24 protein-coding genes are annotated in these 26,650 nt (G+C 69.1%); 15 read left to right on the top strand and 9 right to left on the bottom strand.

Annotated elements, in window-relative coordinates:
* Positions 1 to 376: hypothetical protein (locus B2742_RS00120; RefSeq protein WP_292061579.1), on the top strand; the 376-nt coding region annotated here is incomplete at its 5' end.
* Here B2742_RS00120 and B2742_RS00115 read toward each other — a convergent pair.
* The 8 genes from B2742_RS00115 to flgK all read right to left on the bottom strand — a co-directional run bounded on the left by B2742_RS00115 (position 377) and on the right by flgK (position 9,756).
* Entirely contained in the window at positions 377 to 1,003 is a 627-nt protein-coding gene (locus B2742_RS00115) for an ABC-type transport auxiliary lipoprotein family protein (protein WP_292061578.1), read from the bottom strand. It lies immediately after the preceding gene.
* Entirely contained in the window at positions 1,000 to 1,938 is a 939-nt protein-coding gene (locus B2742_RS00110) for an MlaD family protein (RefSeq protein WP_292061575.1), read from the bottom strand. The genes B2742_RS00115 and B2742_RS00110 overlap by 4 nt, the downstream gene beginning before the upstream one ends.
* 14 nt (positions 1,939 to 1,952) lie before the next feature.
* On the bottom strand, positions 1,953 to 2,747 hold the full coding sequence (locus B2742_RS00105) for an ABC transporter ATP-binding protein (protein ID WP_292061572.1): 795 nt from the start codon (positions 2,745 to 2,747) through the stop codon (positions 1,953 to 1,955).
* On the bottom strand, positions 2,744 to 3,859 hold the full coding sequence (locus tag B2742_RS00100) for an ABC transporter permease (RefSeq protein WP_292061570.1): 1,116 nt from the start codon (positions 3,857 to 3,859) through the stop codon (positions 2,744 to 2,746). The genes B2742_RS00105 and B2742_RS00100 overlap by 4 nt, the downstream gene beginning before the upstream one ends.
* A 119-nt stretch (positions 3,860 to 3,978) precedes the next feature.
* On the bottom strand, positions 3,979 to 5,409 hold the full coding sequence (locus B2742_RS00095) for a UdgX family uracil-DNA binding protein (RefSeq protein WP_292061567.1): 1,431 nt from the start codon (positions 5,407 to 5,409) through the stop codon (positions 3,979 to 3,981).
* Positions 5,410 to 6,651, bottom strand: a complete 1,242-nt coding sequence (locus B2742_RS00090) for a putative DNA modification/repair radical SAM protein (protein WP_292061565.1) — start codon at positions 6,649 to 6,651, stop codon at positions 5,410 to 5,412.
* A 61-nt stretch (positions 6,652 to 6,712) separates the two neighbouring features.
* Positions 6,713 to 7,642: a hypothetical protein gene (locus tag B2742_RS00085; RefSeq protein WP_292061562.1), complete on the bottom strand. Its 930-nt coding sequence runs from the start codon at positions 7,640 to 7,642 to the stop codon at positions 6,713 to 6,715.
* Positions 7,642 to 9,756, bottom strand: a complete 2,115-nt coding sequence (flgK, locus tag B2742_RS00080; protein WP_292061560.1) for a flagellar hook-associated protein FlgK — start codon at positions 9,754 to 9,756, stop codon at positions 7,642 to 7,644. Before flgK ends, B2742_RS00085 begins: the two co-directional genes overlap by 1 nt.
* Before the next feature lie 408 nt (positions 9,757 to 10,164).
* On the opposite strand from flgK, the gene B2742_RS00075 reads away from it, so the two are divergent.
* The 11 genes from B2742_RS00075 to B2742_RS00025 all read left to right on the top strand — a co-directional run bounded on the left by B2742_RS00075 (position 10,165) and on the right by B2742_RS00025 (position 22,009).
* Positions 10,165 to 11,478, top strand: a complete 1,314-nt coding sequence (locus tag B2742_RS00075) for a flagellar hook-length control protein FliK (protein WP_292061557.1) — start codon at positions 10,165 to 10,167, stop codon at positions 11,476 to 11,478.
* A gap of 4 nt (positions 11,479 to 11,482) precedes the next feature.
* Positions 11,483 to 12,184, top strand: a complete 702-nt coding sequence (locus B2742_RS00070) for a flagellar hook assembly protein FlgD (protein ID WP_292061555.1) — start codon at positions 11,483 to 11,485, stop codon at positions 12,182 to 12,184.
* 57 nt (positions 12,185 to 12,241) lie between these two features.
* Positions 12,242 to 13,696, top strand: a complete 1,455-nt coding sequence (gene flgE, locus B2742_RS00065; protein WP_292061552.1) for a flagellar hook protein FlgE — start codon at positions 12,242 to 12,244, stop codon at positions 13,694 to 13,696.
* Positions 13,697 to 13,860: 164 nt separating this feature from the next.
* Entirely contained in the window at positions 13,861 to 14,148 is a 288-nt protein-coding gene (locus B2742_RS00060) for a DUF1153 domain-containing protein (protein ID WP_284222292.1), read from the top strand.
* A gap of 164 nt (positions 14,149 to 14,312) precedes the next feature.
* A complete protein-coding gene (locus tag B2742_RS00055) occupies positions 14,313 to 14,681 on the top strand; it encodes a BlaI/MecI/CopY family transcriptional regulator (RefSeq protein ID WP_292061585.1) in 369 nt (122 codons plus the stop codon).
* Positions 14,671 to 16,260: a M56 family metallopeptidase gene (locus B2742_RS00050; RefSeq protein WP_292061549.1), complete on the top strand. Its 1,590-nt coding sequence runs from the start codon at positions 14,671 to 14,673 to the stop codon at positions 16,258 to 16,260. The genes B2742_RS00055 and B2742_RS00050 overlap by 11 nt, the downstream gene beginning before the upstream one ends.
* 41 nt (positions 16,261 to 16,301) lie before the next feature.
* Positions 16,302 to 17,831 (top strand): GMC oxidoreductase, encoded by a 1,530-nt coding sequence (locus tag B2742_RS00045; protein WP_292061546.1) that lies wholly within the window; start codon positions 16,302 to 16,304, stop codon positions 17,829 to 17,831.
* Positions 17,828 to 18,163, top strand: coding sequence for a hypothetical protein (locus B2742_RS00040; protein ID WP_292061545.1), 336 nt, complete (start codon positions 17,828 to 17,830; stop codon positions 18,161 to 18,163). Before B2742_RS00045 ends, B2742_RS00040 begins: the two co-directional genes overlap by 4 nt.
* Before the next feature lie 46 nt (positions 18,164 to 18,209).
* The gene (gene mnmA, locus B2742_RS00035; protein ID WP_292061543.1) at positions 18,210 to 19,409 is read left to right on the top strand and encodes a tRNA 2-thiouridine(34) synthase MnmA; all 1,200 of its coding nucleotides are present in this window, start codon (positions 18,210 to 18,212) and stop codon (positions 19,407 to 19,409) included.
* Positions 19,402 to 19,995: a hemerythrin domain-containing protein gene (locus B2742_RS00030; protein ID WP_292061541.1), complete on the top strand. Its 594-nt coding sequence runs from the start codon at positions 19,402 to 19,404 to the stop codon at positions 19,993 to 19,995. Before mnmA ends, B2742_RS00030 begins: the two co-directional genes overlap by 8 nt.
* 79 nt (positions 19,996 to 20,074) lie before the next feature.
* Positions 20,075 to 22,009, top strand: coding sequence for an alpha/beta hydrolase family protein (locus B2742_RS00025; protein WP_292061539.1), 1,935 nt, complete (start codon positions 20,075 to 20,077; stop codon positions 22,007 to 22,009).
* Positions 22,010 to 22,027: 18 nt separating this feature from the next.
* On the opposite strand, the gene B2742_RS00020 is transcribed toward B2742_RS00025, so the two are convergent.
* On the bottom strand, positions 22,028 to 22,879 hold the full coding sequence (locus B2742_RS00020; RefSeq protein ID WP_292061537.1) for an acyl-CoA thioesterase: 852 nt from the start codon (positions 22,877 to 22,879) through the stop codon (positions 22,028 to 22,030).
* A 184-nt stretch (positions 22,880 to 23,063) separates the two neighbouring features.
* On the opposite strand from B2742_RS00020, the gene B2742_RS00015 reads away from it, so the two are divergent.
* The 3 genes from B2742_RS00015 to B2742_RS00005 all read left to right on the top strand — a co-directional run bounded on the left by B2742_RS00015 (position 23,064) and on the right by B2742_RS00005 (position 26,362).
* Positions 23,064 to 23,567, top strand: a complete 504-nt coding sequence (locus B2742_RS00015) for a winged helix-turn-helix transcriptional regulator (RefSeq protein ID WP_292061535.1) — start codon at positions 23,064 to 23,066, stop codon at positions 23,565 to 23,567.
* Positions 23,568 to 23,707: 140 nt separating this feature from the next.
* On the top strand, positions 23,708 to 25,117 hold the full coding sequence (locus B2742_RS00010) for a tetratricopeptide repeat protein (protein ID WP_292061533.1): 1,410 nt from the start codon (positions 23,708 to 23,710) through the stop codon (positions 25,115 to 25,117).
* A 57-nt stretch (positions 25,118 to 25,174) separates the two neighbouring features.
* Complete coding sequence (locus B2742_RS00005; protein WP_292061582.1) at positions 25,175 to 26,362, top strand: thiolase family protein; 1,188 nt, start codon at positions 25,175 to 25,177, stop codon at positions 26,360 to 26,362.
* The last annotated feature ends 288 nt before the right edge of the window (positions 26,363 to 26,650 follow it).

The raw sequence follows: 26,650 nt of genomic DNA, 5'->3' as shown, positions 1-26,650 counted from the left end.
CCACACGGCCCATGCCCCGGCGGCCGGCGAGCCGCCCCATCCGCTGGAGGCGCGGCGCGGCGCCCTCGACGCCTGCCGCGCCGCGGCCCTGCAATCCCTGCCCCTGATCCGTAACGCCCAGAACGCCGACGCCCGCGCCGCCGAAGCCCTCAAGGCCTGCGCGGACGGCGTCGCCGCTTGGCGGCAAGACTGGAAGGAGGCCCTCGGCCTCGCCGGCAAGCGGCCGAAGAAGGTCCGGCCGGACCGCGAGGGCATGGCCCGGCTCCGCGACGAGCTCAGGGCCCGCATCGACCGGGCCCTGGCCGAGCTGACCGCCTCGCGGAGCCGACGCGCCGATGTCGAGACCCGGCTCGCCGCGCTGCGAGGCCCTCTCTAGCTAGCCCGCGCTGGCGTCGGTCCAGGCCACGATCTGGGTGTTCAGATCCCGTGTGGCCAGGTCGAACGCCTCGACGATGGACCCCACACGATTGGCCGCCGCCGGCTGTTCGACCGTGAACTCCCGCTCCGCCGCCACCGTCCGTTCCGGCAAGGCCAGCAGGCGGGCACGGGCGGTCACCACGATGGTCGGGGCCTGACCCGGCGAGGCATACCGGGCCTCGAACGAACGGACGTCGATGTCCAGCGACCGCTCGCCGCGCGTCAGTTCACGCGGGCCGATCAGCCGGACCCGCGTCGCCTGGGCGGCGAAGGCGTTCTCGATGCTTTCCATATACAGGTCCGACGCCGGCGAGACCCAACGGGCGCCGGCGATATAGGCGGTTTCGGTCCCGGTCACGCCCAGCAGCCTGTCGCCCTCGACGGCCTCCGGGAACTCGACCCGACGCAGCGTGACCTGGATTGGGCTGGCGACGGGCGCGGCCGCCGATGACGCCGCAACCCCGCCGAAGCGGTAGGTCTGCACCGGGTCCGGCGTCGACAGCAGGGCGCAGGCCGACAGGCCGGCGGCGAGGGCCATCGCGGCGACGGTCGCCGCGATCGGGCGGGAGAGCGAAAAGCGGTTCACGGCTGGACCTCCATTTCCTTGGTCGGCGCGCGGCCGATAAAGTCGCGCGGGCTGGCGCGGACCTCATCGATCAGGCCCTCCAGCGAGCGTGTGGCGTCCTCCAGCCCCTGGATCGACTGCTGCAACTGCGGCAGGCCGGTGGTGGCGAACTCGTTCAGCGGCCCCTCGACATTGGTCGCCGTTCGGTTGATCGAGGACACCGCTGCGCGGGCCTCTTCGGCCGCGGCGTTGATATTGGCCACGGCCTCGCGCCCGTCACCCTCGATGATCCCGCGGGTGCTGACGGCCAGGGCCTCGAACTCGGCCACCGCCGAATTGGCCCTGGTCAGCGCCTGCTCAAGCTGTTCCAGCATGCCCTTGCGGGCTTCCAGCTCGGTGGACAGGCTCTCGATGTTCTTCAGGCTGGTCGAGAAGGACCGCACATTGTCGTCCGACAGCACCCGGTTGATGCGGTTCAGGGCGTCCACCGTCTGCGCCAGCACCGTGCCCGAGCCGCTGAGCAGTTCGGCGATCGGCGACGGCTGGCTCTGGATCACCGGCACGACGTTGGCGGGATACTGTTCCTTCAGAATGGCGCTCTGCGGATTGCCGGCGGTGATCTGGATATAGTTCAGACCGGTGATGCCCTGTGGCTCCAGCTGGGCCCGCGATGTCACCCGGACCGGCGTCATGCCATCGACCCGGATGCGCGCAATGACCTGGTCGCCCTTATCCGGGTCGAGGTTGAGATCGGTCACCTCGCCGACGCGAATGCCGTTGAAATGCACCTCTCCGCCCTCCGACAACCCGCGCACCGGGCCATAGAAGACGATGTCATACACATCGTAGTCGCTGTTGAACTGCAACCGCGCCAGCCAGATGGAGAATACCGCCAACGCCGCGAGCAGGGCGATGGTGGCGATGCCGACGGCGGCATAATGGGCGTCTCGTTCCATCGGATCCGCTCTCCTCAGGCGGCTCTGTCGGCGGCGCGACCGCGCGGCCCCAGAAAGTATTCCTTGATCCAGGGATGGTCGGAACGCTCGAGTTCCTGAACCGTCGCCTTGGCTACAATGCGTTTGTCGGCCACCACCGCCACCTTGTCCGTGATGGCGTAGAGGCTGTCGAGATCATGGGTGATCATGAACACCGTCAACCCGAGGTCATCGGACAGGCGGCGGATCAGGGCGTCAAAGGCCGCGGCGCCGATCGGGTCGAGGCCGGCGGTCGGTTCATCCAGGAACAGCAGTTCCGGGTCCAGCGCCAGCGCCCGCGCCAGGCCCACGCGCTTGCGCATGCCGCCTGACAGCTCGGCCGGCTTCAGATGGTGGGATTCCGGCTTCAGCCCGACCATGGCGATCTTCATCTCGGCCAACTCGCGGATCACGTCCTTGGGCAGCCGGGTGTGCTCGACCAGCGGCGAGGCCACATTCTCGATGACGGTCAGCGCGGAGAACAGCGCGCCCTGCTGGAACAGGATGCCCGTCCGGCGCTCGACGTCGGCCTCCTCGTCAGCGGTCATGGTCGCCCGGTCGTAGCCGAGGATCTTGACCGTGCCGTACTCGGGCTCCTTCAGGCCGATGATCGAGTTGAGAAGGACCGTCTTGCCGGAACCGGAGCCGCCGACCACGCCGAGAACCTCGCCGCGCTCGACGGAGAGGTCCAGATTCTCGTGGATGATCCGCTCTCCGAACTGGCTCAGCAGCCCGCGCACCTCGATCAGGAGTTCGGGCGCGGTCGCCGGGTTCTCGACCGGGGCGGTCACCAGTTCAGCTCCAGGAAGATCATCGCGAAAACGGCGTCCAGGAAGATGATGGCGAAGATGGCCTGGACCACGGCGGCGGTGACCCGGCGGCCCAGACTCTCCACATCGCCCGCCACGGCCATGCCCTGACGGCAGCCGATCGCCGCGATGACCACCGCGAACACCGGCGCCTTGAGCAGCCCGACGCCCAGGTGTGTGCTCATCTTGGGGTCCTCGGTCATGCGCTGGATGAAGAAGGCCGGTCCATAGCCCAGTTCCGCCCAGGTCACGATCAGCCCCCCGAACAGGCCGGCGATCATGCCGATAAAGGTCAGCAGGGGCAGCATGGCGAGCATGGCCGCCAGTCGCGGGATTACCAGCGCCTGGAACGGATTGACGCCCATCACCTGCATGGCGTCGACCTCCTGGTTCATCCGCATCGAACCGATCTCGGCGGCGAAGGATGACGACGACCGGCCGGCCAGCAGGACCGAGGTGATGACCACGGCGAACTCGCGCAGCACCGACACGGCGACCAGCTGCACCGTGAACACGCCGGCGCCGAACTGGGTCAGCAGATTGGCCCCGAGAAAGGCGATGACCGCGCCGATGAAGAAATTGGTCGTGGCGATGATGGGAATGGCGTCCAGCCCGGCCCGCTCGCCCTGGCTGAACCAGGCGGCCCATCGGATCCGCCCCGGATGCCGGAGCGCCGCCCCGACCGCCACGACCAGCCGGCCAAGGAAGGCCAATGACAGGGTGGCCTCGTCATAGATGTCCTGGACGCCGCGTCCGACCTTGGCGAAACCCCGAACCCAACCGGACGCCCGCCGCGGCGGATCGGCGCTCTCACGCTCCAGCTTCTCGACCAGGGCGTAAGTGCGCCCGGCCTCGGGCCGCTGGGTCCAGGCCGACTGGGGCAGGACGCAGTTCGCGGCCTGAACGATCGCCAGGGCGCCCGCGGTGTCGAACCGGCCGAGATCGCTAAGATCGACCGAATCGACTCGTCGCTCGTGCAGCTCGTCATCCAGGCGGCGGGAGACGCGGCCCAGCTCCGTCGCCGTCCAGTCACCGGTCAGCCGGAGCGTGAGCCCCGGCCCGCCGTCGTCGATCTGGAAATCCGCTGCGGCCATGCCCCTACCTAGATTGCGCGGTTCGCCTTGCCTATGGCCACTCTATGGCAAAGCTGGCTCCGACGTCACAACGCAACGCACCCGTATTCGTTCAGCCACGGTTTTAGGGCGTTCACCGATCAAAGCAGGGCCCTCGCCTGCGTCAAGTCCTGGACGAACCGCGCCCGTTCGGCCGTCCGGGCCGCTTCGTCCGGCAAACGGAGCAGGTAGGACGGATGCACCGTCATCACGACCCGCGAACCGTCGGCCTGGGCAAGCGCATGGCCCCGCTCATGGGTGACGGCGACCGACCGGTTCAGGACGCCCAGCGCCGCCGTCGCTCCAAGGGTCAGGATCACCCTCGGCTTAACCAGCCGTCGCTCCGCATCCAGCCACCATCGGCAGGCGCTGACCTCACTGACCAGCGGGGTCTTGTGAAGGCGCCGCTTTCCGCGCGGCTCGTGCTTGAAATGCTTCACCGCATTGGTGACGAACACATCCTCCCGATCGATGCCCGCCTCGGCCAAAGCCGCGTCCAGCACCTGACCCGCGGGACCGACGAAGGGGCGACCGGCCAGATCTTCCTGATCGCCCGGCTGTTCGCCCACGATCATCAACGGGGCCTTCCGGGGTCCCCCGCCACAAACGCCCTGGGTGGCGTCGCGCCAAAGCGGGCAGCGCCGACAGGCCTGAACTGCCTGACCCAGTTCCTCAAGCGTCGACGGAATGAAGCCTTCGTCGAAAGACCCGTCGCGGCCGATGCGCGACAGCGTCTTGGCTAGGCGCGGGTTCGGTTGGGCGGCGGGGGCGGCGACCATGGCCTCGGTGCGAACCGCGGATCGGGCCACCAGTTCCGGGATCAGCGCCGCCTCCGGCAGGTTCTTCCAGTACCGCCTCGGCATCTCGCCCTGCATCGTCTTCGTCTTCAGCCGCGCCGGGTTGAAGGTCGAGGCGTAGTAGGTCTTCCAGAATTCCTCGACCTCGTCCTCGCTCGGCGCCATGTCGCGCGTGGCAGGCGGTCCCAGGCTCAAATCGGCGCCGTCCCAGAACGCGCTGCCGTCCGGGGTCAGGATCGACCAGCGCATCGTCGTGAAGCGTCGCACGAAGAACGGCGCCGTCTTTTCGACCACCCGGTGGGCGGGTTCGAACCAGGCGATCCAGATCTCGCCCTGGGCATCCTCCGCCCGGCGGAAGCGGACGAAGGCCTTCATCTTGTGGCTGGCGCGGCTGACATTCTTCGCCCGCTCAAGGGCGTCGGCCACGTCGACGTCGGTGACCACCTTCATCAGGTCCGGCTCGTCCCGCAGCCGCCACAGCAGCCGGTACATCAGATCAAAGCGGTCGGCGGACCGATGCAGGATGACCTCCCGAGCCAGATCGACGAAGGCTTTCGGGACCGCGAACGCCGGCGCCTCCGCCGGCGGCAGCGGGGCGTCGTCGAACAGTCCTCCCGCCGCCTCGCCCACACGGAACGTCGCCTCCGCCGGCGAGACGCCCGCCTGCCGGAACGTACGGACCGCCCGTCGCCAGGCGTCGAAATCCGTCTCATGCGCGAGAACCGCGGCCTTCATTCAGAACAGGCTCATCTGAACCGGCTTCGGCTCGGGCGCGATCCGGGCCCGCAGGTCCGCCGCATCGGTCAGGCCGCCCGGCGTCCAGTCCAGCGCCGTTATGAAGGGGCGCACCTTGTGGATGCCGCGGCACAACCGGCCGATATCCTCCAGCCGAAGCGTCCGCCACCGACGCACCTGGATGATCCGGTTGACCGATTTCACGCCGAGGCCCGGCACCCGCAGCAGCATCTCGCGCGACCCGGTGTTCACATCGACGGGGAAGGACGCCCGGCTGTTCAGCGCCCATGCCAGCTTGGGATCGATCGCGAGATCCAGCATCCCGTCCACCGTCGCCTCGCCGATCTCCGGCGGGGAGAAGCCATAGAAGCGCATCAGCCAGTCCGCCTGATAGAGCCGGTGTTCGCGCATCAGCGGCGGCCTCGACAGCGGCAGGACGCTGGACGAGTCCGGGATCGGGCTGAAGGCGGAATAATAGACCCGGCGCAGGCCATAGCCGCTGTACAGTGACGCCGAGCGGTCGATGATTTCGGTGTCCGGCGCGCCGTCCGCGCCGATGATCAGCTGGGTCGACTGGCCTGCGGGCGCGAATTTCGGCGGCCTGGCGCGATCCTTAGGGCCGGGCCGCGCGGCATCCACCTTCATCCGCACCTGCCCCATAGCCTTCTTGATGACCCCCACATCCTTCTGAGGCGCCAGCCGCTTCAGCGCCTCGTCGCGTGGCAATTCGATATTGGCGGACAACCGGTCAGCGTAGAGGCCGGCCTCCTCCACCAGCTTCGGATCCGCCTCGGGGATCAGCTTCAGATGGATGTAGCCTCGGAAGTCGTGCTGCTCCCGCAGGGTCTTCGCCACCAGGACCAAATGTTCCATCGTGTAGTCGCCGGACCGGATAATGCCGGAGGACAGGAACAGCCCCTCGATATAGTTCCGGCGGTAGAAGTTGAGCGTGAGCTCGACGACCTCATCCACGCTGAACCGTGCTCGCGCGACGTTCGAGGACGTCCGGTTGATGCAGTAGACGCAGTCGTAGATGCAGAAATTGGTCAGCAGGATCTTGAGCAGGGACACGCAGCGGCCGTCCGGCGTGTAGGCGTGGCAGATCCCCATGCCCTCGGTCGAGCCAACGCCCTTTCCACCGAGCGAATCCCGCTTCGATGTTCCGGATGAGGCGCAGCTGGCGTCGTATTTGGCCGCGTCCGCGAGGATCGAGAGTTTGCGACGGAGTTCGATCTGGGCCATTTGTTCACTCTATGTTCTCACAGAACAGCGAGTCCAGCGTGGCCGTGGAGGTTTTTGCGTGTCAGCTCAAATAGTTGAGGAGCGAGACCTGCCTCAGTTGGTTTATCACCTGGGCGGAGGCCTGGATGGCCACCTCCGACAACTGCAGATCGGTGATCGCCTCCGCCATATTGGCGTCGGTCCGGTCAGCGAGCAGTTCGGCCAGGGCGTCTTTCTGGGCCTCGTGGCCCGCGGCGACGCTGTCGACCTGATTGGCCAGTGACCCGGTCCTCGCGATCTTGTCGATCATCGCTGTGCCCGCCTGCTCGAGCTCGTTGATCCGCGCCGCGAGAAAGGCCTTCTGGTCTTCGGACAAACGCCCGCTCAGCGGCCCGGATCCGGGGGTGGTGTGGTAGGCCTGAATGCTGCGCAGGATCGACATGACGTCCGAACCCAGTTCGTCGGCGAGGAACCCTGTTTCCAGGGTCGTACCCTCGGCGACGCGACTGGCGGTCTTCAGGGTGTCGTTGTTGAACAACGACGCCACCGTCGGCGCGGCGAGCAGCTCCGTCAGATTGGCCGCGTCGAGCGGCGTGGTGGAGGTCGAGGCCCCGGAGAACAGGTAGCCGCCATGGTGCCGCATGTTGAGGCCGCCCCGGATGGCCTGGAACTGGCCCTCCAGGTCCAGCATCAGCGAGCCGCCGGATTCCGTGGCGATCGCGTTGCCCAGGGCCTCGCGGATCCCGGCGATGCCGTCGCTGATCTGGTTCATGGCCAGATCCTGGGTGACGAGGCGGGCGGACACGGCCCCGGCGGTGTCGAGGAACCCCTGGATGCGGCTCTGCGCGCCCTTCATCGCCGTCAGCGTCTCGGACTGGCGGCCGAAGCCGGTCAGATCGGTGGCGTTCTTCTGGGTCGCGACCCGTTCCTGGGCGTCGGCCGCCCGCGTCTGGGCCTTCATCAGATCCAGCAGGGCGGACTGGTAGTTCCCGAAAGTGGCGACGCGCGTCATCAGACCATCCCCATCAGCGTGTCATACATGTCCTTGGCCGCCTGGATCAGGCGGGCGGAGGCGTTGAAGGCCTGCTGATAGGTGGTCATCAGCACCAGCTCTTCGTCCAGGTTGACCCCCTCATGCGCCGTCTGACGGGCCCCGGCTTCGGTATAGAGGGCGTTCGCCGTTTCCATCCGGTTCTTCGCCGCCGCCGCCTTGCCGCCGATCTCGCCGGATAGCTCGGCCGCATAGCGCGACACCGAAATCGAACCGCCGGACGACCCGCCGGCAGCCTGGAAATTCGCCGCCCGCTCGCCTGCGTCGGCGAGCGCCAGAGCGCCCCGGCCATCGCCGGTGCTGAGGGACTGGGTTCCCGCCGCGGCCGACAGGTTCAACTGCGCCAGGGCCAGTTTGGACGGGCTTTGCCGAATGTCGGCGCGCAGTGCGAAGCCGTCCGCCCGCGAGGCGCGAACGCCCCCGGCGATGCCGAACAGTTCGGTCACCGAAACCCCTGACGGGATCTGGGTGGTGCGGTCTTCCAGCACGGTGAGCGCCGGCGCGGGATTGCCGTATCCGGTGAAGGAGAGCGACCCGTCTCCAGCCAGAGAGAAGGCCCCGAAACGGCCGATGCCGGTCGCCGGGTCGTTCAGCGCGGCGACCAGGTCTCCGACCGTGCCGCCCGCCGGAATCGCGACCTGGAGGTCACGCAGCCGGGACCCGGTCTCACCGGTGAACCGGAACTTCAGGGTCTCGCCGGCGGTGAAGCCGTGCGGCGAGGTGGCGGTCAGGCCGTTGTCGTAGAAGGCCGGACGGTCCGTCGAGATCAGGTCGTTGAGGCCGAAATAGTGGGAGAAGCCCCGGCCCGCCTTGTTCGACGGACTGGATGCGTCGTCCACGACGGCCACGCCATTCGTGCCAGTCGCCGCGATGGTCAGCTTGCCGTCGGTGAAACTGGCCGTCGCCGCCCCGCCCAGCTGGGCGTTCAGGACCCCCAGGAAGGACGCCGGCGTCGCCGCCGCGCCATTGACCGTCATCGTCGCGCCGGAGAAGACGATCTCGGCGCGCGCCTGGATCACCCCGGCCGCGTTCGTCACCGCGACGGTGGACTGGCCCGAGAAGCCGGCGATCGCGCTTTCGAGCGACTGTCCGACATTGCGGCCGGTCAGGCTGGTCGGCGCCGGCACCGAGGAATTGCCGTTGTGGGCGCGGTTCAGTTCGTCGGCGACATGGGCGACCAGTTCGGCCAGCCGTTCGGCGGCGGCCGGCGCCTCGATGTCGCGCAGTTCGACCAGCCCCTTGATCTCGCCCGAGGAGATGCTGTCCAGCAGGGACCGCTTCTGCCCGCCGGGCTCGGTGATCCAGATCTCGTTGAAGGCCGTCTCGCCCGTGATCGATCCGGCGCGCTTGTAGTCCAGAACAGCCGCGCCCTCGCCGGCCAGAAGCGTGCCGGCCCCGGTGCGGATCGACACACCCCCGACGGGCCGGACCGAAACCCGGATGTCCACCAGTTCGGCCAGTTGACCGAGCAAGGCGGACTGCGCCGTCTCGGCCCCCGAAGCGTCGCCGTCCAGCGCAGTCGCGCGGGCGATCTCCAGGTTCAGCCCTTCGATCTGCTCGAGCAGGCTGTTGGCCCGTTCGACGGCGCTCTGGATACGGCTGTCCGCGTCCTCGCGGACGGCCTGGATCTGCTTGGCGATGCGGCCGGCTTCGTCGAACAGCGCCTGGGTCCGGAACAGGGCGTCCTGACGGCGGGGCGATGAGGCCGGATCCTCGGCGCTCGCGGCGAAGGCGGAGAAGACGCCGTCGACCTGCGAGAAGAAGCCCGTGTCGCCGCCAGGGTCGCCGAACAGCGACTGGATGCGGTCAAAAAGTTCGTGGCGCACGCCCATACGGGCGGACTCGGCGCCCGCGTTGAGACTGGCGGCCTGGAGGAACCGGTCGGTGGCCAGGCGAATGCGCGCCACTTCCACGCCCGAGCCCATGCCCTGGCTGGTCAGGGTCCGCTGTTCGGCGATCTTGCGAACATAGCCCGGTGTGTTGACGTTGGAGACGTTGTCCGAAACCACGCGCAGCTGGGTCTGGGCGGTGGCCAGACCCGAACTCGCCGTGTTCATGATGGCGCTCAGGGACATCCGAAGGCCTCCACAGCGGCGGCGCCCGGCAAGCCCTGCCAGCCGATGCGCGCTTTTTGCCCGGCGACGCGCGAGGGCGTGCCGGCCAAGTTACTGAAATTACGCGCTGTTGCGTTTCGCGCCTGGGTCATGAACGGCAAGGACCGCAAACGGCGGGCCAATCGCCGGGCCGCCGGGACGGGGCCGCGCCGACGGCCGCCCGGCGCCGGGCAAGAATCGTCCTCACGCGGCAAGTTTCGACTGATCCGCGCCCGGATCCTCTCGCCCCATAAATCTTGTTTTCTGTTTATCTTCCGTGGCTTCGGTCTCGGTTCCCGGTTGGCCCGCGACTTGCGCCAGAGGGTCCGAATGTCCGGCGCAGCAGGCGCCCTTGTCCCCGTCGCTCCGGCGAAACGCGTCTCCAGGATCATGTCCGCCCTCACCCTGCTGTCCGCCATCGCGCCAGCCGTCCCCAACGTCCCGCAAGGGTCGTCGGGCGAGGCCGTGTCCGGATTCCAGAGCCTGCTGGCGGCCCTGTCCGGCGATCAGAGCGGGTCCGCGGCCCAGACCGATCCGTCGGACACGGCGGCGCCGGACGCGCCGAGGGTCGACGCGACGCCGGTTTCGGGCTTCCTGATCATGCCGGCGCCGACCCATCCCGCTCTCCCCGCGGCGGACGAGTCTGCGGCCGCGGACGCTTCCAACGGTTCGGCGGAGGCCGAGGGCGAGGCCGTGGCCGACGACGCCCTGCCTCCACCCGTTCCCGCTGTCGCCGCCGACGTTCCGGGCGACGGGCGCGCCGCCCCCTCGCCCCCGAACGACAAGGGTCTGACGGCCAGGACGCCAGAGCCGCAGGTCCAGCCCCGCGCAGCCGACATCCGCCCCACCGACGAACTGAAGGCGGAGGTCCCCGCGACCCTCGCGCAGGCCGCCGCCGCGACCGAAGCGGCAGAGGCCCAAGCCCAGGCTCCCGCCCCGCCGCCATCCGCCGCGCCCCCCGCTCCGCCTGCGCCGCTACGTCCGCTGGCGGAGCGCACCTCAAGGCCAGTGGACGCTCCGACCGCCGCGACGGGCGATGCTCCGGCCGTGACCGGCGCCGTCCGTCCAGAAACGGCGGCCGTGACACCCGCCTCGCCCGCCACAGATCAGCCGGCCCGGCCCGCGGAATTCGCTGCCGCTCTTGACCCCGCCACGGGCGGCGAACCCGAGGGTTCCAGGTCCGACCTGCCTCCGCTGGAAGATGACGGAGCCGTCCAGACCCAGGCCGCGGCGGCCGCGCGCGATCCCCTCGTGTCCCAGCTGTCGCGCGCCACGATCGAGGCCACCGCCCAGATCGCCGCCCAGATCCTGCGACGCCTGGAAGGCCGATCGACCCGGTTTGAAATGGCCCTGACCCCCGACGAACTCGGACGGGTCGACGTCAAGCTGGACATCGATGCCGAGGGCCGGCTGAACGCGCGACTGGCCTTCGACAATCCGGCCGCCGCGACCGATCTGCGGGGCCGCGCCGACGAACTGCGCCGCCAGCTCGAGGACGCCGGCTTCCATCTCGCCGACGACGCATTCGAGTTCGCCGAGCGCGACAGCGGCTCCAGCGCCTTCGACCGCGGTCAGGACGCCCGCAACGGCCAGTCCCGCGCCTTTACCGCCGCCTCGCGTCTCAACGATGAAATCGATGTCGCCCAGCCGCCGCGCTGGCTGGCGCTCACCCTCTCGCCCTCGGGCGTGGACATGAAGGTCTGATCCGATGGTCGACTCCGTCGCCAACACGACCGCCAACGCCACCAACCGGATCGGCGCCGGCTCGACCATGCTGGCCTCGAATTTCGAGACCTTCCTGACCCTGCTGACCTCGCAGCTGAAGAATCAGGATCCGCTGTCGCCGGTCGATTCCAACCAGTTCACCGCCCAGCTGACCCAGATGGCCGGCGTCGAGCAGCAGCTGCTGACCAACGACCTGCTGAAGGGCCTGCTGGCGGCCCAGGGCGGCGGCGGGCTGGCGGGTGCGGCCACCTACATCGGCAAGGAAGCCACCGCCGCCTGGTCGGCCACCAAATTTACCGACGGCGAGGCGACCTGGAGCTACGAACTGGCGTCGAACGCCGCCTCGGCGACGCTGCAGGTGCTGGACGGCTCGGGCAATGTGGTCTGGTCCGGCGACGCCCCCGCCAAGACTACCGGCGTCCACGATTTCACCTGGGACGGCGAGGCCACCAGCGGCAACGACGGTCAGGACGGCCAGGTCTATTCGCTGCGAGTGGTGGCCAAGGACGCCGCCGGCGGGGCCATCGACAGCCAGGTCCTGACCCGCGGCCGCATCACCGGCGTCGAGATGTACGACGGCGAGCCCTATCTGACCGTAGGCAACTCCATCCTGCCGCTCTCCACGGTGATCGCGCTGGAAGAGGCGCGGACGCCTCCGGCCAACGCCGACGGCGAGACGGCCTGATGACCGCGCACACCTCATTCAACCCATTGAAACTGTTCTCGTAAGGAGCCTAGCGCCATGAGTATCAACAGCGCCCTTCTGGCCGGCGTGTCCGGCCTGACCGCCAACTCGGCCGCCCTGGCCGCGATCTCCCAGAACATCGCGAACGTGAACACCGTCGGCTACAAGCGGACCGCGGGCGAGTTCCAGACGGTGATCAACAGCCAGTCGCAAGGCGCGGGCTACTCCGCCGGCGGCGTGCTGGCCACGGCCCGTCACTTCACCAGCCAGAACGGCCAGTTGCAGCGCACGACCTCGAACACCGACCTTGGCATCGCCGGCCAGGGCTTCTTCGTCGTCACCGAACAGCCCGAGAACCTGCAGATCACGGACAGCCGCCTGTTCACCCGGGCCGGCGCCTTCAGCGTCGACAACCTCGGCTATCTGAAGAACACGGCGGGCCTGTATCTGCAGGGCTGGCCGGTGGACTCGGAAGGCAACATCGCCACCGACCCGTCGGACCTGAACCGGCTGCGGACCATCAACGTCGGCTCGGTCGGCGGCACGGCCGAGGCCACCACCCGCATCCAGCTGAACGCCAACATCAAGTCCAGCCAGCTGGTCTCGGCCGAGGCGACGGATGCGGCGGCGGTTCCCCCCGGCGCCAACGCCTATGATCCCGCGACCAACTCCATGGCCATGTGGGACGCAGAAACCGGCGCCGGCGTGAAGCCGGACTTCGAACTGACCATCCCCGTCTCGGACTCCAAGGGCGGCCAGCGCACCGTGGCCATCTCCTTCCTGAAGAGCACCGTGCCGAACCAGTGGTACGCCGAGATCCGCGCCATTCCGGCATCCGATGTCGTCACGGGCGCCGGTCTCACCAACGGCCAGCTGAAGACGGGCCTGGTGGCCTTCACCCAGGACGGCCGCCTCGACGTGGCGGCCATGGAGGCGCTGGGCGCCTCGGCCCTGTTCCCCGATCCGACCACCGCGAGCCTGACGTTCGGGTCCTCGGACAGCGCCGCTCCGGCGGCCGGAGCCGTCAACTGGGCCCCCGGACTGGGCATCGACGACCAGGCGCTCGCCTTCGACCTGACGGCGGCCACCGGCGGCCTGACCCAGTACGACAGCGGCTCGGTGGTCCAGGCTGTACTGACCAACGGCACGGCCTTCGGCAACCTGTCCGAGGTGAAGATCGACGACAGCGGCTTCGTCACCGCCATCTTCGACAACGGCGTGACCCGGCAGATCGCCCAGATCGCCCTGGCCACCTTCCCCAGCCCCGACAGCCTGACCCAGACCTCCGGCAACGCCTATCGCGTCAGCCAGGGATCCGGCACCTACAACCTCAAGGCCGCCGGCACCGGCGGGGCAGGCCTGATCGGCTCGTCCCAGCTGGAAGCGTCCACCGTCGACCTGTCGGCGGAGTTCACCGGCCTGATCACCACTCAGCGCGCCTACTCCGCATCGTCCAAGATCATCACCACCGCGGACGAAATGCTGGCCGAATTGATCAGCATCAAACGCTGATACTTGAGTAACAAGGCGTAAATCTCAATGAATCCTTTGTTGAATATTGAGAGGGTAGACGGAAGGCATTTTAGCCTTTCCTTCACCACGACGCTTAAACGGCCCTTAGCCGCCGACCGCTACGGTCACGTTCCTAGTGGTGGTGGTCAATGAGGCATAAGCCCATGTTGCAAGAGCGACGCCTTAACAATCGAGGCGAACAATACGTGGTCGGGCCGACGGGCACTCCCCTGACGCTGCACGACCTCCCTCCGGCCAATACGGACCGTTGGGTGATCCGCCGCAAGGCGGAGGTCGTGGCCGCTGTTCGCGGCGGGCTGATCAGCCTGGAAGACGCGCTCGCGCGCTATCGTCTGACCGCCGAGGAGTTTCTCGCCTGGCAGAAGGCGATCGACAAATGGGGCATGCAGGGCCTGCGCACGACGCGCATCCAGCACTACGGCCGCCCGTAAGGCGACCGCTCCGACGAGATCACGGCCGCTCCCGGCGACGGGGGCGGCCGTTGTCGTTTCGGGCAGGAAAGGTTGCGGCGAATTAATCCGCTGGAGCCGCCGCCGCCGTTGACACTTTCGATCACAACCGTAATCAATGCCCAACGATTACGGGTGTGAACGATATGCGGATCAGTACGGCGGAAAGTCTGGTGATGGAGGCGCTTTGGCGCGCCAGTCCCATGACGGCGGACCAGATCACGGCGGAGGTCGCAGAGGGTCAGGACTGGACCGAGGCGACGGTGAAAAGCCTGCTCAATCGTCTGCTGACCAAGGGTGCGATTGCGGCGGAGCGCGACGGTCGCCGTTACCTGTACCGGCCGCTGACGGCACGCGGCGACTACGTCCATGCTGAGAGCCGCGGTCTGGTCGACCGCCTCTTCGAGGGCCGCCTGGCTCCACTGGTGGCGCATTTCTCAGCCCGGGAGACCCTCTCGCCGGAAGACATCGCCGAGTTGAAACGCCTGATCGAGGAGATCGACGATGGCCGCTGACCTGCTGTTCCTCGGCCTTGAGATCGTGGCTGCGGTCACCGCCGCCCTGCTCGCCGTCTTGCTTGTCCGTGCACCGGTCCGCGCCGCCTTCGGGGCCCGCGCCGCCTACTGTCTCTGGCTGCTGGTCCCGGCCATGGCGCTGGCCGTGTTCCTGCCCCGCGCCGCCGCTCCAGACACGGGGGCCGTCGTTCCGGAGCCTGTCGCCGCCGCCCCAGGACCGGTTCCGACAGCCGGCGCCCTGCCTGCGGCTGACACGTCTTTCGTCTTCCCGTTCGAACGACCGGAAGGCCTGCCCAATCCCGTAGAGATCGCTTCGCCGCTGCTCCTGCTGTGGGCGATCGGCGCCCTGATCTTCGCCGCGCTTCTCATCCATGGCCAGCGGCGCTTCTTGCGCACCCTCGGCCCGCTGCGAGCCGAACGGCGCCCCGACGGCCAGGTCTTCCATGCCCTGGGACAGGACGTCGGGCCGGCCCTGGTCGGCGCCCTGACTCCCCGGGTAGTCCTGCCCGCCGACTTCGCCGAGCGTTTCAGCCCCGAGGAACAGGTCGTCGTCGTGGCGCATGAGCGCGTCCACCAGAGAGGTGGCGACGCCCAGATCAACCTGATGGTCGCCGCGACCCGGGCCGTTCTGTGGTTCCACCCCCTCGTTCACATCGCCGCCCGCCTGCTCCGCGTGGATCAGGAACTGGCCTGCGACGAGACAGTGATCGCCCGCTTTCCCACGGCCCGCCGCCTGTACGCCGGAGCCATGCTCAAGACCCAGCTTGTCGGCGCGCCTGTGCCGCTGGGCTGCCATTGGCTGACCGGCGGGAAGGCGGAACTGCGCAACCGCATCACCCATCTGACGCGGGCGCCCGGACGCCCGCGCCGGATCGTCGGCGCGGCGCTCGCCGCCCTGCTTGCCGTCACCGGCGGAGCCGTCGCCTGGGCCGCCCAGCCTGCGGTCGAAATGCAGTCCGCCCCGGTGTCGCCATCGACCCGAAACCTGATCGAAGCCATCCAGGATGGCCGCAACACCGATGCGGCCGACCTGGTCCGGGCCGGCGCCGACGTCAACGGCTGGAGGCTGGGCGACGGCTCGCCCCTGACCCTCGCGGTCCGCAACGGTCAGCTTGGGCTGGCGCGCCTTCTGCTCGACAACGGCGCGGACCCGGACCTGTCGGTTCCCGGCGAGGGCGCGCCCCTTGTCATGGCCGCAGACAACGGCGACCGGGCCATCCTCGCCCTGTTGCTGGAGCGAGGCGCCGACCCGAACATCCCGGTTTCGGGCGACGGCAACCCGCTGATCGCCGCGGCCGGGGCAGGCCATGTCGGGATCGTCGTGCTGCTCCTCGCTGCGGGGGCGCGGATCGACGACGTGGTGCCCGGCGATGAGACCGCCCTGATCACCGCCGCGCGACATGGACATCTCGCCGTCGTGCAGCGCCTGGTCGAACAGGGAGCCGATGTGAACCTGGCGGTCATGGCCCCGCGGATCGCGCCGCTCGAACCTGAACTTCGCTCACCTCTCGGCATGGCCCGCCGGGCCGGACGAACCGACATCACCGACTATCTGATCGCCCACGGCGCCCGCGCCTGATCCACGCCTGACAAACTGAACCCCAAGCCACGGAGAAGGCCATGCCTTTGACCGACGCCCGAACCTTGCCTGACGCCAGTCTCATCGAGGGTGATATCATCATCATCGGCGGCGGCATGGCCGGCCTCGCGATCGCCCACGAATTCGCCGGCTCCACCGTCCGGGTCGCTATTTTGGAGAGCGGCGGCGCCGAGCCGGACCTCGAGATCCAGAGCCTCTACGACGGGACCGGCGTCATGTCGGGACCGGGCGAGCCAGACCTGCCCATCAACGACTACCTCGGCCAGTCCCGCGTCCGGGCGTTGGGCGGCTCGGGCCACGTCTGGGGCGGCAAATGCGGCCCGCTGGACGCCGTCGACTTCGCTCCCCGGCCTGCGGTCGCGCTCAGCGGCTGGCCCTTCGGCCGGGCAGAGCTCAAACCCTTCTATGATCGCGCCTGCGACCGGCTGAAGCTGCCCCGCTTCCCCGCCGACGCCGGCCCGCCTGACGGCCCGGCCCTGCCCTCCATCGGCAGTCCTGACGGCGCCCTGCGCCCCTCGCCGCGCGCCTACAGTCCGGTGTCCGGGCGGGTGGACGCGACCGCCTTCGCCGAGTTCCGCGACGCGCCCGGCCAGGCTGCCAACATCCACGTTCACACCCATGCCAACGTCACCGACATCCGCCTGAACGCCGACGGAGGCGTCGACCGGCTCGAAGTCCGCTGCCTGACCGGAACCCGCCACATCGCTCGCGCCGGGGCCTATATCCTCGCCACCGGCGGAGTCGAGAACGCCCGACTCATGCTGGCCTCGAACCGGGACCAGCCCGCGGGCGTCGGCAACGCCACAGGCTGGGTCGGCCGCTGCTTCCAGGGCCATGTGGTCATCACCACCGGCGACAACGACCCGCGCGGCGAGGCCGAAATCGCCTTCACCACCGGCGCCGACCTGTCTCTCTACGACAATCAGGCCCGCGACCGGCCCCACGCCGTCTTCGTGCTGGAGCCAGAGATCCAGCGGCGCCTCAACATCGGCAACTGCACCCTGACCCTCTCGACCCGCGCCAAGCCCGGCGCCGAGGCCGGCTCGCCCCGCGCCGCCGTCGAACAACTCGCCGCCGCGGTCGCGGGGGCCCCCGCCCGTCGTCTGGACTATTTCCTGATGTCGGAAGAAGCTCCCAATCCCGACAGCCGCATCACCCTGTCGGACCAGACCGACGCGCTCGGCCAGCCGCGCGCCCGTCTCGACTGGCGCTACACCCAGGCGGACTGGGACAGCCTCGCCGCCTCCGCCCGGGGGTTCGCCACCGCCTTGGGCGCCCAGGGCCTTGGCCGATTGTGCTGGCCCATCGAAAGCGGTCAGATCATCGCCTCCATGGGCCCTTCCCGGCACCACATGGGAACCACCCGCATGTCGGTCGCGCCGGACCAGGGCGTCGTCGACGCCGACTGCCGGGTTCACGGCGCGCCCAACCTCTATGTCGCCGGCAGTTCGGTCTTCCCGACCTCCGGCCTCGTCAATCCGACCCTGACCCTCACCGCCCTGGCCATCCGCCTCGCCGACCATCTGAAGGCCCGCCTGGAGATCGCATGATGACCACCCTCAACAAACGCGGCCTGCTCCAGGCACTCGCCGGCCTCGCCGCCGTCTCGCTCGCCGGCGTGGCCCACGCCCGCACCCCGGACATCGCCGCCATCGATGCGGCGGGCGCCGCCGGAATTGGAAGGGCCTGGCTCGCCCTTCACCCGTCGGATGCTGCGGCCCTGCGCGCCGCCCTCTTTCCCCGCGATCAGCCCGAAGAGACCCTTCCGCGACTGGCGCAGCGGGTCCGCACCGACTTCCAGCGCGGCGATGTCTTCGTCCACAAGGGGTGGTTCCTGTCCGACACCGAAGCCCGGATTTGCGCCCTCATCGCGCTCGCCTGAAGTCCCGGCCTCGAATTCGCGCCGCTTTCGCACTAGATAGCGCGCCATGACGCTCGCCGAGGACATCTGCCCGGTTCCGACCATCGCCCGCCCCGACATGGACGCGGCGATCGAGGCCGCGCGCGCGGCGGTCGGCCTGCCGGTCGGATCACGCGTCGTGGCGGCCATGTCGGGCGGGGTCGATTCCACCGTGGTCGCCGCCCTGCTGCACAAGGCGGGCTATGACGTCGTCGGCGTCACCCTGCAGCTCTATGACCACGGGGCGGCGCTGAAGAAGAAGGGCGCCTGCTGCGCCGGTCAGGACATCCACGACGCCCGGCTGGCGGCCGAGATGCTGGGCATTCCGCACTACGTCCTCGACTACGAGAGCCGGTTCCGTGACGCGGTGATCGACCAGTTCGCCGACAGCTATCTGGCCGGCCAGACGCCGGTGCCCTGCATCCGCTGTAACCAGACGGTCAAATTCCGCGACCTGCTGGATGTGGCCCGCGATCTCGGCGCCGAGGCGATGGCCACGGGCCACTATGTCCGCCGCTCCGTCGTCGACGGTCGCGTCCAGATGCGCAAGGCGGTCGATCACTCTCGCGACCAGTCCTACTTCCTGTTCGCCACCACGGCGCAGCAGCTGGACTATCTGCGCTTTCCGCTGGCCGATCTGGAGAAGCCGCAGGTGCGCGGCGTCGCCGCCGAACTGGGCCTGCGCATCGCGGCCAAGCCGGACAGCCAGGACATCTGTTTCGTCCCCAACGGCGACTATCGCACCCTGATCGACAAGCTGCGCCCGCAGGGACGCGAGGCGGGCGAGATCGTGCACATGGACGGTCGGGTGCTGGGCGGCCATGCCGGCATCACCGACTACACCATCGGCCAGCGTCGCGGCCTGAACGTCGCCGTGGGCGAGCCGCTGTTCGTGACCCGGCTCGACCCGGTGAAGCGCCACGTCATCGTCGGCCCGCGGGAGGCCCTGCTGACCGCCGGCCTGACGCTGGAAGAAACCAACTGGCTGGGCGACGAGACCTCGATCGAGGCGGCGGCGGAGGCCGGCGCGCCGGTGCTGGCCCGCGTTCGCTCGACCCGGCCGCCTTCTCGGGCCCGGCTGGCCATGGTCGATGGCGCGGTCGCGGTGCTGTTTGAAGCCGGAGAAGAAGGCGTGGCCCCCGGCCAGGCCTGCGCCCTCTACGATCCGGCCGATCCCGACCGGCTGCTGGGCGGCGGCTTCATCAAGACGACCACGGCCGTTGCCTGAGACGCCGGACGATGCGCTGGCGCTGATGTCGCGCGCCGGCCTTCCACCCGGGTTTCTCTATCTGCGCGACGCCTTCCCGCGTGATCGCTGGACCACAAGGCTCGACGAAACCGCCGCCTTCTGGCTGCAGATGCACGCCAGCTTCCGTGGTCATCAGGCCCACATGGACGGGCTCATCGGCCAGTGGCGGGCGAACGGCGACGCGACGGCGTTGCACCGCCAACTGATCCCGGCGCTGCAGGCCTTCCTGCAGCACCTCGACGGCCACCATCGCGTCGAGAGCGGCCAGTATTTTCCGATGATGCGCCGGATCGAGCCGCAGATCGGGGCCGGCATCGACCTGCTCGACCGGGACCACGACGCCATACACGAGACGCTCGAGGCGTTGTTCCGCAACGGGCTGGCCTTCCATCAGGCCGTGTCGACAAATGCCGCCGATGTCACCGACAGGGCGAACCGGCTGTCCGACCTGATCGACGGAAATGCCCGTCCCCTCCTGCGCCATCTGGAGGACGAGGAGGACATCGTCATCCCCCTGATCCAGATGCGTGGCCTGCACGGCGAGGGGCCGCCCGGCGCAAGCTGAGCATTAAATCGGCGACAGGTCGCATCTGAACCCACAGGATACCGCCTCATCCAGGATCAACACCCAGCAAGGATCCGCCATGCGTCCGACCCTCTGTCTCGTCTCCGCCCTGGCCCTCATGGCCGCTGCCCCGGGCGTCATGGCCCAGACCCCCTCCCCTGAAGCCGCCGCCGCCAGCGCCGCGACCCTTCGCACCTACACCGCCGCTGAATTCTACCAGACCCGCAGCTACGGCATGGCCAGCCCCGCCGGCCTCGGCTTCTCGGCCGATGGCCGATCGATCCTGATCTCGAGCGATCAGACCGGGGTGTTCAACACCTATGCCCTGCCGGTCGACGGCGGCGACCCCGTTCCGCTCAGCGCCTCGACCACGGTCGCCACCTTCGCCGAGAGCTGGTTCCCGAACGACGGGCGCGTCCTGCTCACCGCCGACAGCGGCGGCGGCGGCAGCGAGCTGACCCATGTCTATGTTCGTGAGCTGGACGGCACGGTTCGCGACCTGACCCCGGGCGGGAATGTGAAGGCCGACCTTCTGGGCTGGAACGCGGCCAGGGACGCCTTCTGGATCACTTCCAACGCTCGCGATCCCGAGGTCTTCGACCTCTACGCCTATGACGCCGACACCTATGAAAGCCGGATGGTGTTCGAGAACCCCGGCGTACTGATCGCCGATGTCTCGCCCGACGGGCGCTGGCTGGCCATCGACAAGCCGGTCACCAGCGCCGACAGCGACGTCTATCTGGTCGACCTTCAGGGCGACCGCGAACCGCGGCTGGTCACCGCCCATGAAGGCGATGTGGCGCACGCGACCTACGCCTTCACGCCCGACAGTCGGCGCCTGGTGTACGGCACCAATGCGCACGGCGAGTTCTGGCAGGCCTGGACCCACGATCTGGCCACGGGCGCCAAGGCGCCCCTGATCCAGGCGGACTGGGACGTGGAGTTCGTCAGCTATTCGCCGTCGGGCCGCTACCGCGTTTCGGCCCTCAACGCCGACGCCTCGACCGAGCTGACCCTGCTCGACACCACGACAGGGCAGCCGGTACGCCTGACCGGCATGCCCGGCGGCGACATCGGCCAGGTGCGCTACAACGCCGACGAGACCCGGATCGCCTTCACCGTCTCGTCGGACACCTCGCCCAACGACGTCTGGACCGCCGACCTCGCCACCGGACAGGCGCGGCGACTGCTGACCGCCCTCAGCCCGGCGATCAACGAGGCCGACCTCGTCGAGTCCAGCGTCATCCGCTACGCCGCGTCGGACGGAACGATCATCCCCGGCGTGCTGTATCGTCCGAAGAGCGCCTCGGCAGCCAATCCCGCGCCGGCCATCGTCATGGTCCATGGCGGGCCCGGCGGCCAGAGCACCCGCGGCTACTCGGCCCAGATCCAGCATCTGGTCAATCACGGCTACGCGGTTCTGGCGGCCAACAACCGGGGCTCGTCGGGCTACGGCAAGACCTTCTTCCACATGGACGACCGGGCCCACGGCGAGGCCGACCTGCAGGACATCGTCGACGCCGGCCAGTGGCTGCGCGACCAGGACTGGGTGGCGGACGATCAGGTGGCGGTGATGGGCGGCTCCTACGGCGGCTACATCACCGCGGCGGCCCTGGCCTTCCATCCGGAGAGCTTCGACGCCGGCATCAACATCTATGGCGTGACCAACTGGGTGCGGACGCTGGAGTCGATCCCGGCATGGTGGGGCGCGCAGCGCGACGCCCTGTTCGATGAAATGGGCGATCCGGCCACGGACGCCGAGCGCCATCGCCGCATCTCGCCACTGTTCCACGCCTCGAACATCCGCCGGCCCATGCTGGTGGTGCAGGGCGCCAATGACCCGCGGGTGTTGCCGATCGAGAGCGAGGAGCTCGTTGCGGCCGTGAGGGCGAACAATGTGCCGGTCGAATACGTCCTGTTCCCCGACGAGGGACACGGCTTCCAGCGTCGCGAGAACCGGATCACGGCGCAGGAGGCCTATCTGGCCTTCCTGAACCGCTACGTCCGCAAATAGGTCTGATGGACCGGGCGGTCAGGCGCCGCTCGGTCCGCGCGTCGGCATCAGCTTGCGGCGCTGGCGCACAAGGGCCAGGGGCTTTCCGTCGGGCGCCCAGGCAACCCCGTCCTCGACCGCCCAGCCGCCGCCGACGTCGCGGCTGGTGAACCGGAACCAGGCCCAGCCGTCCGGCGATGTCTCCGGCGTCAGGTCTGACAGCAGGTCGGCGCGCAGGTCGATGCTCGCGGCGATGGCCGGAGGCGCCGGAAGCGCGGTCCAGTAGGTCGGGTACAAGCCGTCCAGAAGGAACAGCAGCCGCGCCTCGTCCAGCGGCGCATGGTCGGTCGTCCGCATCCAGCAGCCGAGCTCCGGCGATCCTCCGGCGTTCTGACCGAACAGCCGCGGACCGTCGCTGAACCGGTGCTCGATATAGCGGGTGAACCAGGGCCCGAAACGGGGGTCCAGCGGTGAGTCCCCGAGGCTGTCGACCGGCGGCGGGGCAGCGGTCAGCGGCGTCAGGACCGGGCCCTGGCCATCCCGGCCGTAGGTTCCGAGCGCCTGAATCGCCATCCGGTCGCCCTGGCCGCCGGTCACGCTGGCGTAGGCGACATTGCGCCCGCCGCGGGTCAGGGTCGGCCTGAAGGTCACCTCGTCGAACCGCGCCGCGGCGAGATACTGGATGGTCAGGGACTGAAGCGGGGTTTCGATCCCCAGCCCCTGACGCATGGCGCCGCCTGCGAGGGCCGCCATCAGCCCGCCGAACGGCGCGCCCTTCTCTTGCGGAGCCGACAGGGGGGCGTTGGAGAAGTCGCCGGTCAGGCTGGCGGTCAAGGCGGCCGCGCCGTCGTGGGTCAGGGACAGGGCCTCGGACAGGGTCTGCTGGATCATCGGCGGGAGCTATCGTGTGCAAAAGGCGGGCGGAAGAGGGTGACCGCTTCCGCCCTGAGTCGAGGGACCTTGGAAACGCGGCGTCGGGGAGGGCCGTGCGTCCGTAGTCAAACAAGACTGACCTAGTCCGTTCAGATTGGCAACCCTCTTGCCAAAAGTCTGACGCGGGGTCACTTTCGTACGTATGGGACGCACCGCAGACTATTCCCGACAAAGCTGTTCGATCGCCGCCACCCTCGAGGTGATCGGCGATCCATGGACCTTGCTGGTCATCCGCGACGCCTTCAACGGCGTCAGTCGTTTCGAGCAGTGGCAGGAACGTCTGGGCGTGGCCCGGAATGTTCTGGCCGCCCGCCTCAAGAGTCTGGTCCAGCACGGCGTGATGGAGCCCCGGCTCTATTCCGAGCGGCCGCCGCGCAACGAATATGTGCTGACCGCCAAGGGCAAGGACCTGTACGGGGTGCTGGTCACCCTGCACGGCTGGGGCGCCAAACACGTCTATGGCGAGGCCGACTCGGGCATCGCCATGATCCACAAGACCTGTGGCCACGACCTCGCCCCGCGCATCGCCTGCGGTCATTGCAACGAGATCGTCAAGCCGCGCGACATTCAGCTGACCATCGCCGAGAACCAGCCGACCGTCGGGGAGATGATGCCCCGGGAACGGACGGGCGAAGAGGCGGCCTGAGCCACAGGCGCGCCTGTCACCGTCGTCGCGGTCGAACTCCCTCCCGTTTCACCGATGATGGGCGCGGAGCGATGACCCCGAACTGGACCGTCAGGAACCGGCGCCCTACCGTCTGACTCCGTTGGAGGACCTGTGCGTTCATGAGACGAGGGCTGACGACCGCGGCCGTGCTGGGTTTGATGCTCGCCGGCTGGCCCATGGCCGCCGCGGCCCAGGATGCCGGTGCGATCCAGCAGGCGGTCAACCAGGGCCAGCGGCTGATGCAATCCGGCCGCGCCGTGGAAGCCGAGCCCCTGTTCCGCCGTTCGGCCGAGGACGCCGAACGCCTGTGGGGCGCGACATCGCCCGACGCCGGGACCCTGACCATCCTCTGGGCCGACGCCCTGCACGAAACCGGACAGGCGCGGGAAGCCGAGGCGGCCTATCGCCTGGCGCTGACGCGGCTGGATCGGATCGGCGAGCCGGGTCACCCGATGATCGGCCTCGCGCTCAACAATCTGGGCCTGAACCTGCATGAGCAGGGTCGCTACGCCGAGGCGCTGGCGACGCTGGAGCGGGCGGTGGCGATCCGCACGGCGATCGAGGGCGAGACCGGCGCGACCCTGGTGTCGATGAGCAACCAGGCCGTGGCGCTGAAGGCGTTGGGCCGGTTCTACGAGGCGGACGCCCTGTACAGTCGGGTCCTGTCCGCCCGGCGACGGGGCGCTGATCCCCTTGACCTCGCCACGAGCCTGAACAACCTCGGGGCCAACCGGCTGATGCTGGATCGGGCGCCCGAAGCCGAGACGGCCCTGCGCGAGGCGCTGGCGTTGCGCGAGGCCGGTCTGGGCGGTGGGCATCCCCTGACGGCGCAAACCCTCAGCCTGCTGGCGGACGCCCTGGCCGTCCAGGGCCGGCCGGAGGCCGCGGTGATGATGCAGCGCCGTGCGCTGGACGCCCTCCCCGCCGACACCCATCCGCTGGACAGGGCCGCGGCGATGACGAACCTGGCCGGCATCCTCAAGACCCTGGACCGGAACGCCGAGGCCGTGCCGCTGGATCGCGCGGCGCTGGACCTGATGCGGAAGGCGCTGGGACCCGATCACCCCGAAACCGCCGCCGCCATGATCGGCCTGGCCGACGGGTTGCTGATGACCGGCGAGGTGGAGGCGGCGCGGACGCTGCTGGTGGAGGCGTTGCGGGTCCAGGCCGCGGCGCTCGGCGACGCCCATCCCGCGCGGCTGCAGCCGCTCTTCCTGCTGGGCGTGGCCGCGGGAGAGACCGACGACCGACCCGCCGCCATCGCGGCGCTGCGGGAAGCCGCACGGGTCGCCGAGGCCGCCCTGCCCCCCGGGCATCTGGCGCGGATCGGAGCCCAGGCCAATCTGGGCGCCGCCCTGGCCGCTGACCGGCGACCGGGCGAGGCCCTGCCGCTGCTGCGGGCGGCCGGCCGTTCGCTGCGCGCCGACCGCAGCGCGCGGCGCGATCCGGACCGGGTCCGGCGCGACCTCGACGCCTGGCGTCACCTGTACCGGCTGACCGTCACCGCGGCCTGGGACGCGGGCGGCTGATCTTGCGCTTTGAGCGGTTTGCGCCGATCTACCCGCCGACCCTCCCTGATGGATTTCCTGTTCATGTCCGATCCCGTCGTCATCGTCTCCTTCGCCCGCACGCCCATGGGCGGCTTCCAGGGCGCCCTGTCCGGCGTCAAGGCGACCGAGCTGGGGGCGACGGCGGTCAGGGCGGCCGTCGAGCGCGCTGGCGTCGCCGCTGACAAGGTCGAGCAGATCTATATGGGCTGCGTCCTGCCGGCCGGCCTCGGCCAGGCCCCGGCGCGTCAGGCGGCGATCGGCGCGGGTCTCGGCCAGCACGTCGAGGCGACCACCGTCAACAAGATGTGCGGGTCGGGCCTGCAGGCAGTGATGATGGCCTCGGACGCCCTGTTGGCCGGCACCGCCGACGTCATCGTGGCGGGCGGCATGGAGTCGATGTCGGGCGCGCCGTATCTGATGACCAAACACCGCGGCGGGGCCCGCATCGGCCACGATGTCATCGTCGACAGCATGTATATGGACGGGCTGGAGGACGCCTACACGCCCGGCAAGCTGATGGGCGCCTTCGCCGAGGATTCGGCCCGCACCTATCAGTTCACCCGCGAGGCCCAGGACGAATATGCCCTCGAAAGCCTGAGCCGCGCCCGCGAGGCCATCGCCTCGGGCGCCTTCAAGGCCGAGATCACCCCGGTCGAGGTCACCGGCCGCAAGGGCACAGTGACGGTCAGCGAGGACGAACAGCCCGGCAAGGCCATGCCGGAGAAGATCCCGACCCTGAAGCCCGCCTTCTCGAAGGACGGCACCATCACCGCCGCCAACGCCAGCTCCATCTCGGACGGCGCCGCGGCCCTGGTGATGACGCGCGAGAGCGTGGCCAAGGCCATGGGCCTGCCGATCGTCGCCCGTATCGTCAGCCACGCCGCCCACGCCCATGAGCCGGGCCTGTTCACCACCGCCCCCGTCCCCGCCATGCAGAAGGCCCTGAAGAAGGCCGGCTGGTCGGTCGACGACGTCGACCTGTGGGAGATCAACGAGGCCTTCGCCGTGGTCGCCATGATCGCCATGCGCGACCTGGGGATCGACCGGGCGAAGCTGAACGTCAACGGCGGCGCCACGGCGCTGGGCCACCCGATCGGCGCCTCGGGGGCGCGGGTCCTGACGACCCTGCTGGCGGCGCTTCAGGCGCGCGGCGGCACCAAGGGCGTGGCCAGCCTGTGCATCGGCGGCGGCGAGGCCGTGGCCGTGGCGGTCGAGCTGGCCTGACCGCATATTCGGTTTTCAAAGACCGGAGCGTGTTCTCCCTCCCCTTTATGGGGAGGGTGGTCGCGAAGCGACCGGGTGGGGAAGGGCGAAGCCGGGCGCCGTCGGTGCGGGACTGGCGTTCCCCACCCGGGCTCGGCTGCGCCTCGCCGTCCCTCCCCATAAAGGGGAGGGAGAACGCACGCGCATGACTCTTCGCCGCCTGTGTCCAGGCGGTTGGGGAGGGTGCGGAGCGGTCGGGCCTCGCCCGGTGCTTTGATTGTTTTGCCGTTTCGACGAAGCAGGCCGCTC

Origin of the sequence: Brevundimonas sp. UBA7664 (assembly GCF_002483305.1) — a bacterium.
GTDB lineage: Bacteria > Pseudomonadota > Alphaproteobacteria > Caulobacterales > Caulobacteraceae > Brevundimonas.
This window is presented reverse-complemented; position numbering and strand designations above follow the sequence as displayed.

Excerpts from the sequence above, each read along its gene's own strand:
- B2742_RS00055 (WP_292061585.1), top strand. The coding sequence starts at position 14,313 with ATGCGGATCAGTACGGCGGAAAGTCTGGTGATGGAGGCGCTTTGGCGC.
- flgE (WP_292061552.1), top strand. The coding sequence starts at position 12,242 with ATGAGTATCAACAGCGCCCTTCTGGCCGGCGTGTCCGGCCTGACCGCC.
- mnmA (WP_292061543.1), top strand. The coding sequence starts at position 18,210 with ATGACGCTCGCCGAGGACATCTGCCCGGTTCCGACCATCGCCCGCCCC.
- B2742_RS00045 (WP_292061546.1), top strand. The coding sequence starts at position 16,302 with ATGCCTTTGACCGACGCCCGAACCTTGCCTGACGCCAGTCTCATCGAG.
- B2742_RS00025 (WP_292061539.1), top strand. The coding sequence starts at position 20,075 with ATGCGTCCGACCCTCTGTCTCGTCTCCGCCCTGGCCCTCATGGCCGCT.
- B2742_RS00100 (WP_292061570.1), bottom strand. The coding sequence starts at position 3,859 with ATGGCCGCAGCGGATTTCCAGATCGACGACGGCGGGCCGGGGCTCACG.
- B2742_RS00015 (WP_292061535.1), top strand. The coding sequence starts at position 23,064 with ATGGGACGCACCGCAGACTATTCCCGACAAAGCTGTTCGATCGCCGCC.
- B2742_RS00110 (WP_292061575.1), bottom strand. The coding sequence starts at position 1,938 with ATGGAACGAGACGCCCATTATGCCGCCGTCGGCATCGCCACCATCGCC.
- B2742_RS00090 (WP_292061565.1), bottom strand. The coding sequence starts at position 6,651 with ATGGCCCAGATCGAACTCCGTCGCAAACTCTCGATCCTCGCGGACGCG.
- flgK (WP_292061560.1), bottom strand. The coding sequence starts at position 9,756 with ATGTCCCTGAGCGCCATCATGAACACGGCGAGTTCGGGTCTGGCCACC.
- B2742_RS00010 (WP_292061533.1), top strand. The coding sequence starts at position 23,708 with ATGAGACGAGGGCTGACGACCGCGGCCGTGCTGGGTTTGATGCTCGCC.
- B2742_RS00060 (WP_284222292.1), top strand. The coding sequence starts at position 13,861 with ATGTTGCAAGAGCGACGCCTTAACAATCGAGGCGAACAATACGTGGTC.
- B2742_RS00050 (WP_292061549.1), top strand. The coding sequence starts at position 14,671 with ATGGCCGCTGACCTGCTGTTCCTCGGCCTTGAGATCGTGGCTGCGGTC.
- B2742_RS00020 (WP_292061537.1), bottom strand. The coding sequence starts at position 22,879 with ATGATCCAGCAGACCCTGTCCGAGGCCCTGTCCCTGACCCACGACGGC.
- B2742_RS00075 (WP_292061557.1), top strand. The coding sequence starts at position 10,165 with ATGTCCGCCCTCACCCTGCTGTCCGCCATCGCGCCAGCCGTCCCCAAC.
- B2742_RS00040 (WP_292061545.1), top strand. The coding sequence starts at position 17,828 with ATGATGACCACCCTCAACAAACGCGGCCTGCTCCAGGCACTCGCCGGC.
- B2742_RS00070 (WP_292061555.1), top strand. The coding sequence starts at position 11,483 with ATGGTCGACTCCGTCGCCAACACGACCGCCAACGCCACCAACCGGATC.
- B2742_RS00085 (WP_292061562.1), bottom strand. The coding sequence starts at position 7,642 with ATGACGCGCGTCGCCACTTTCGGGAACTACCAGTCCGCCCTGCTGGAT.
- B2742_RS00095 (WP_292061567.1), bottom strand. The coding sequence starts at position 5,409 with ATGAAGGCCGCGGTTCTCGCGCATGAGACGGATTTCGACGCCTGGCGA.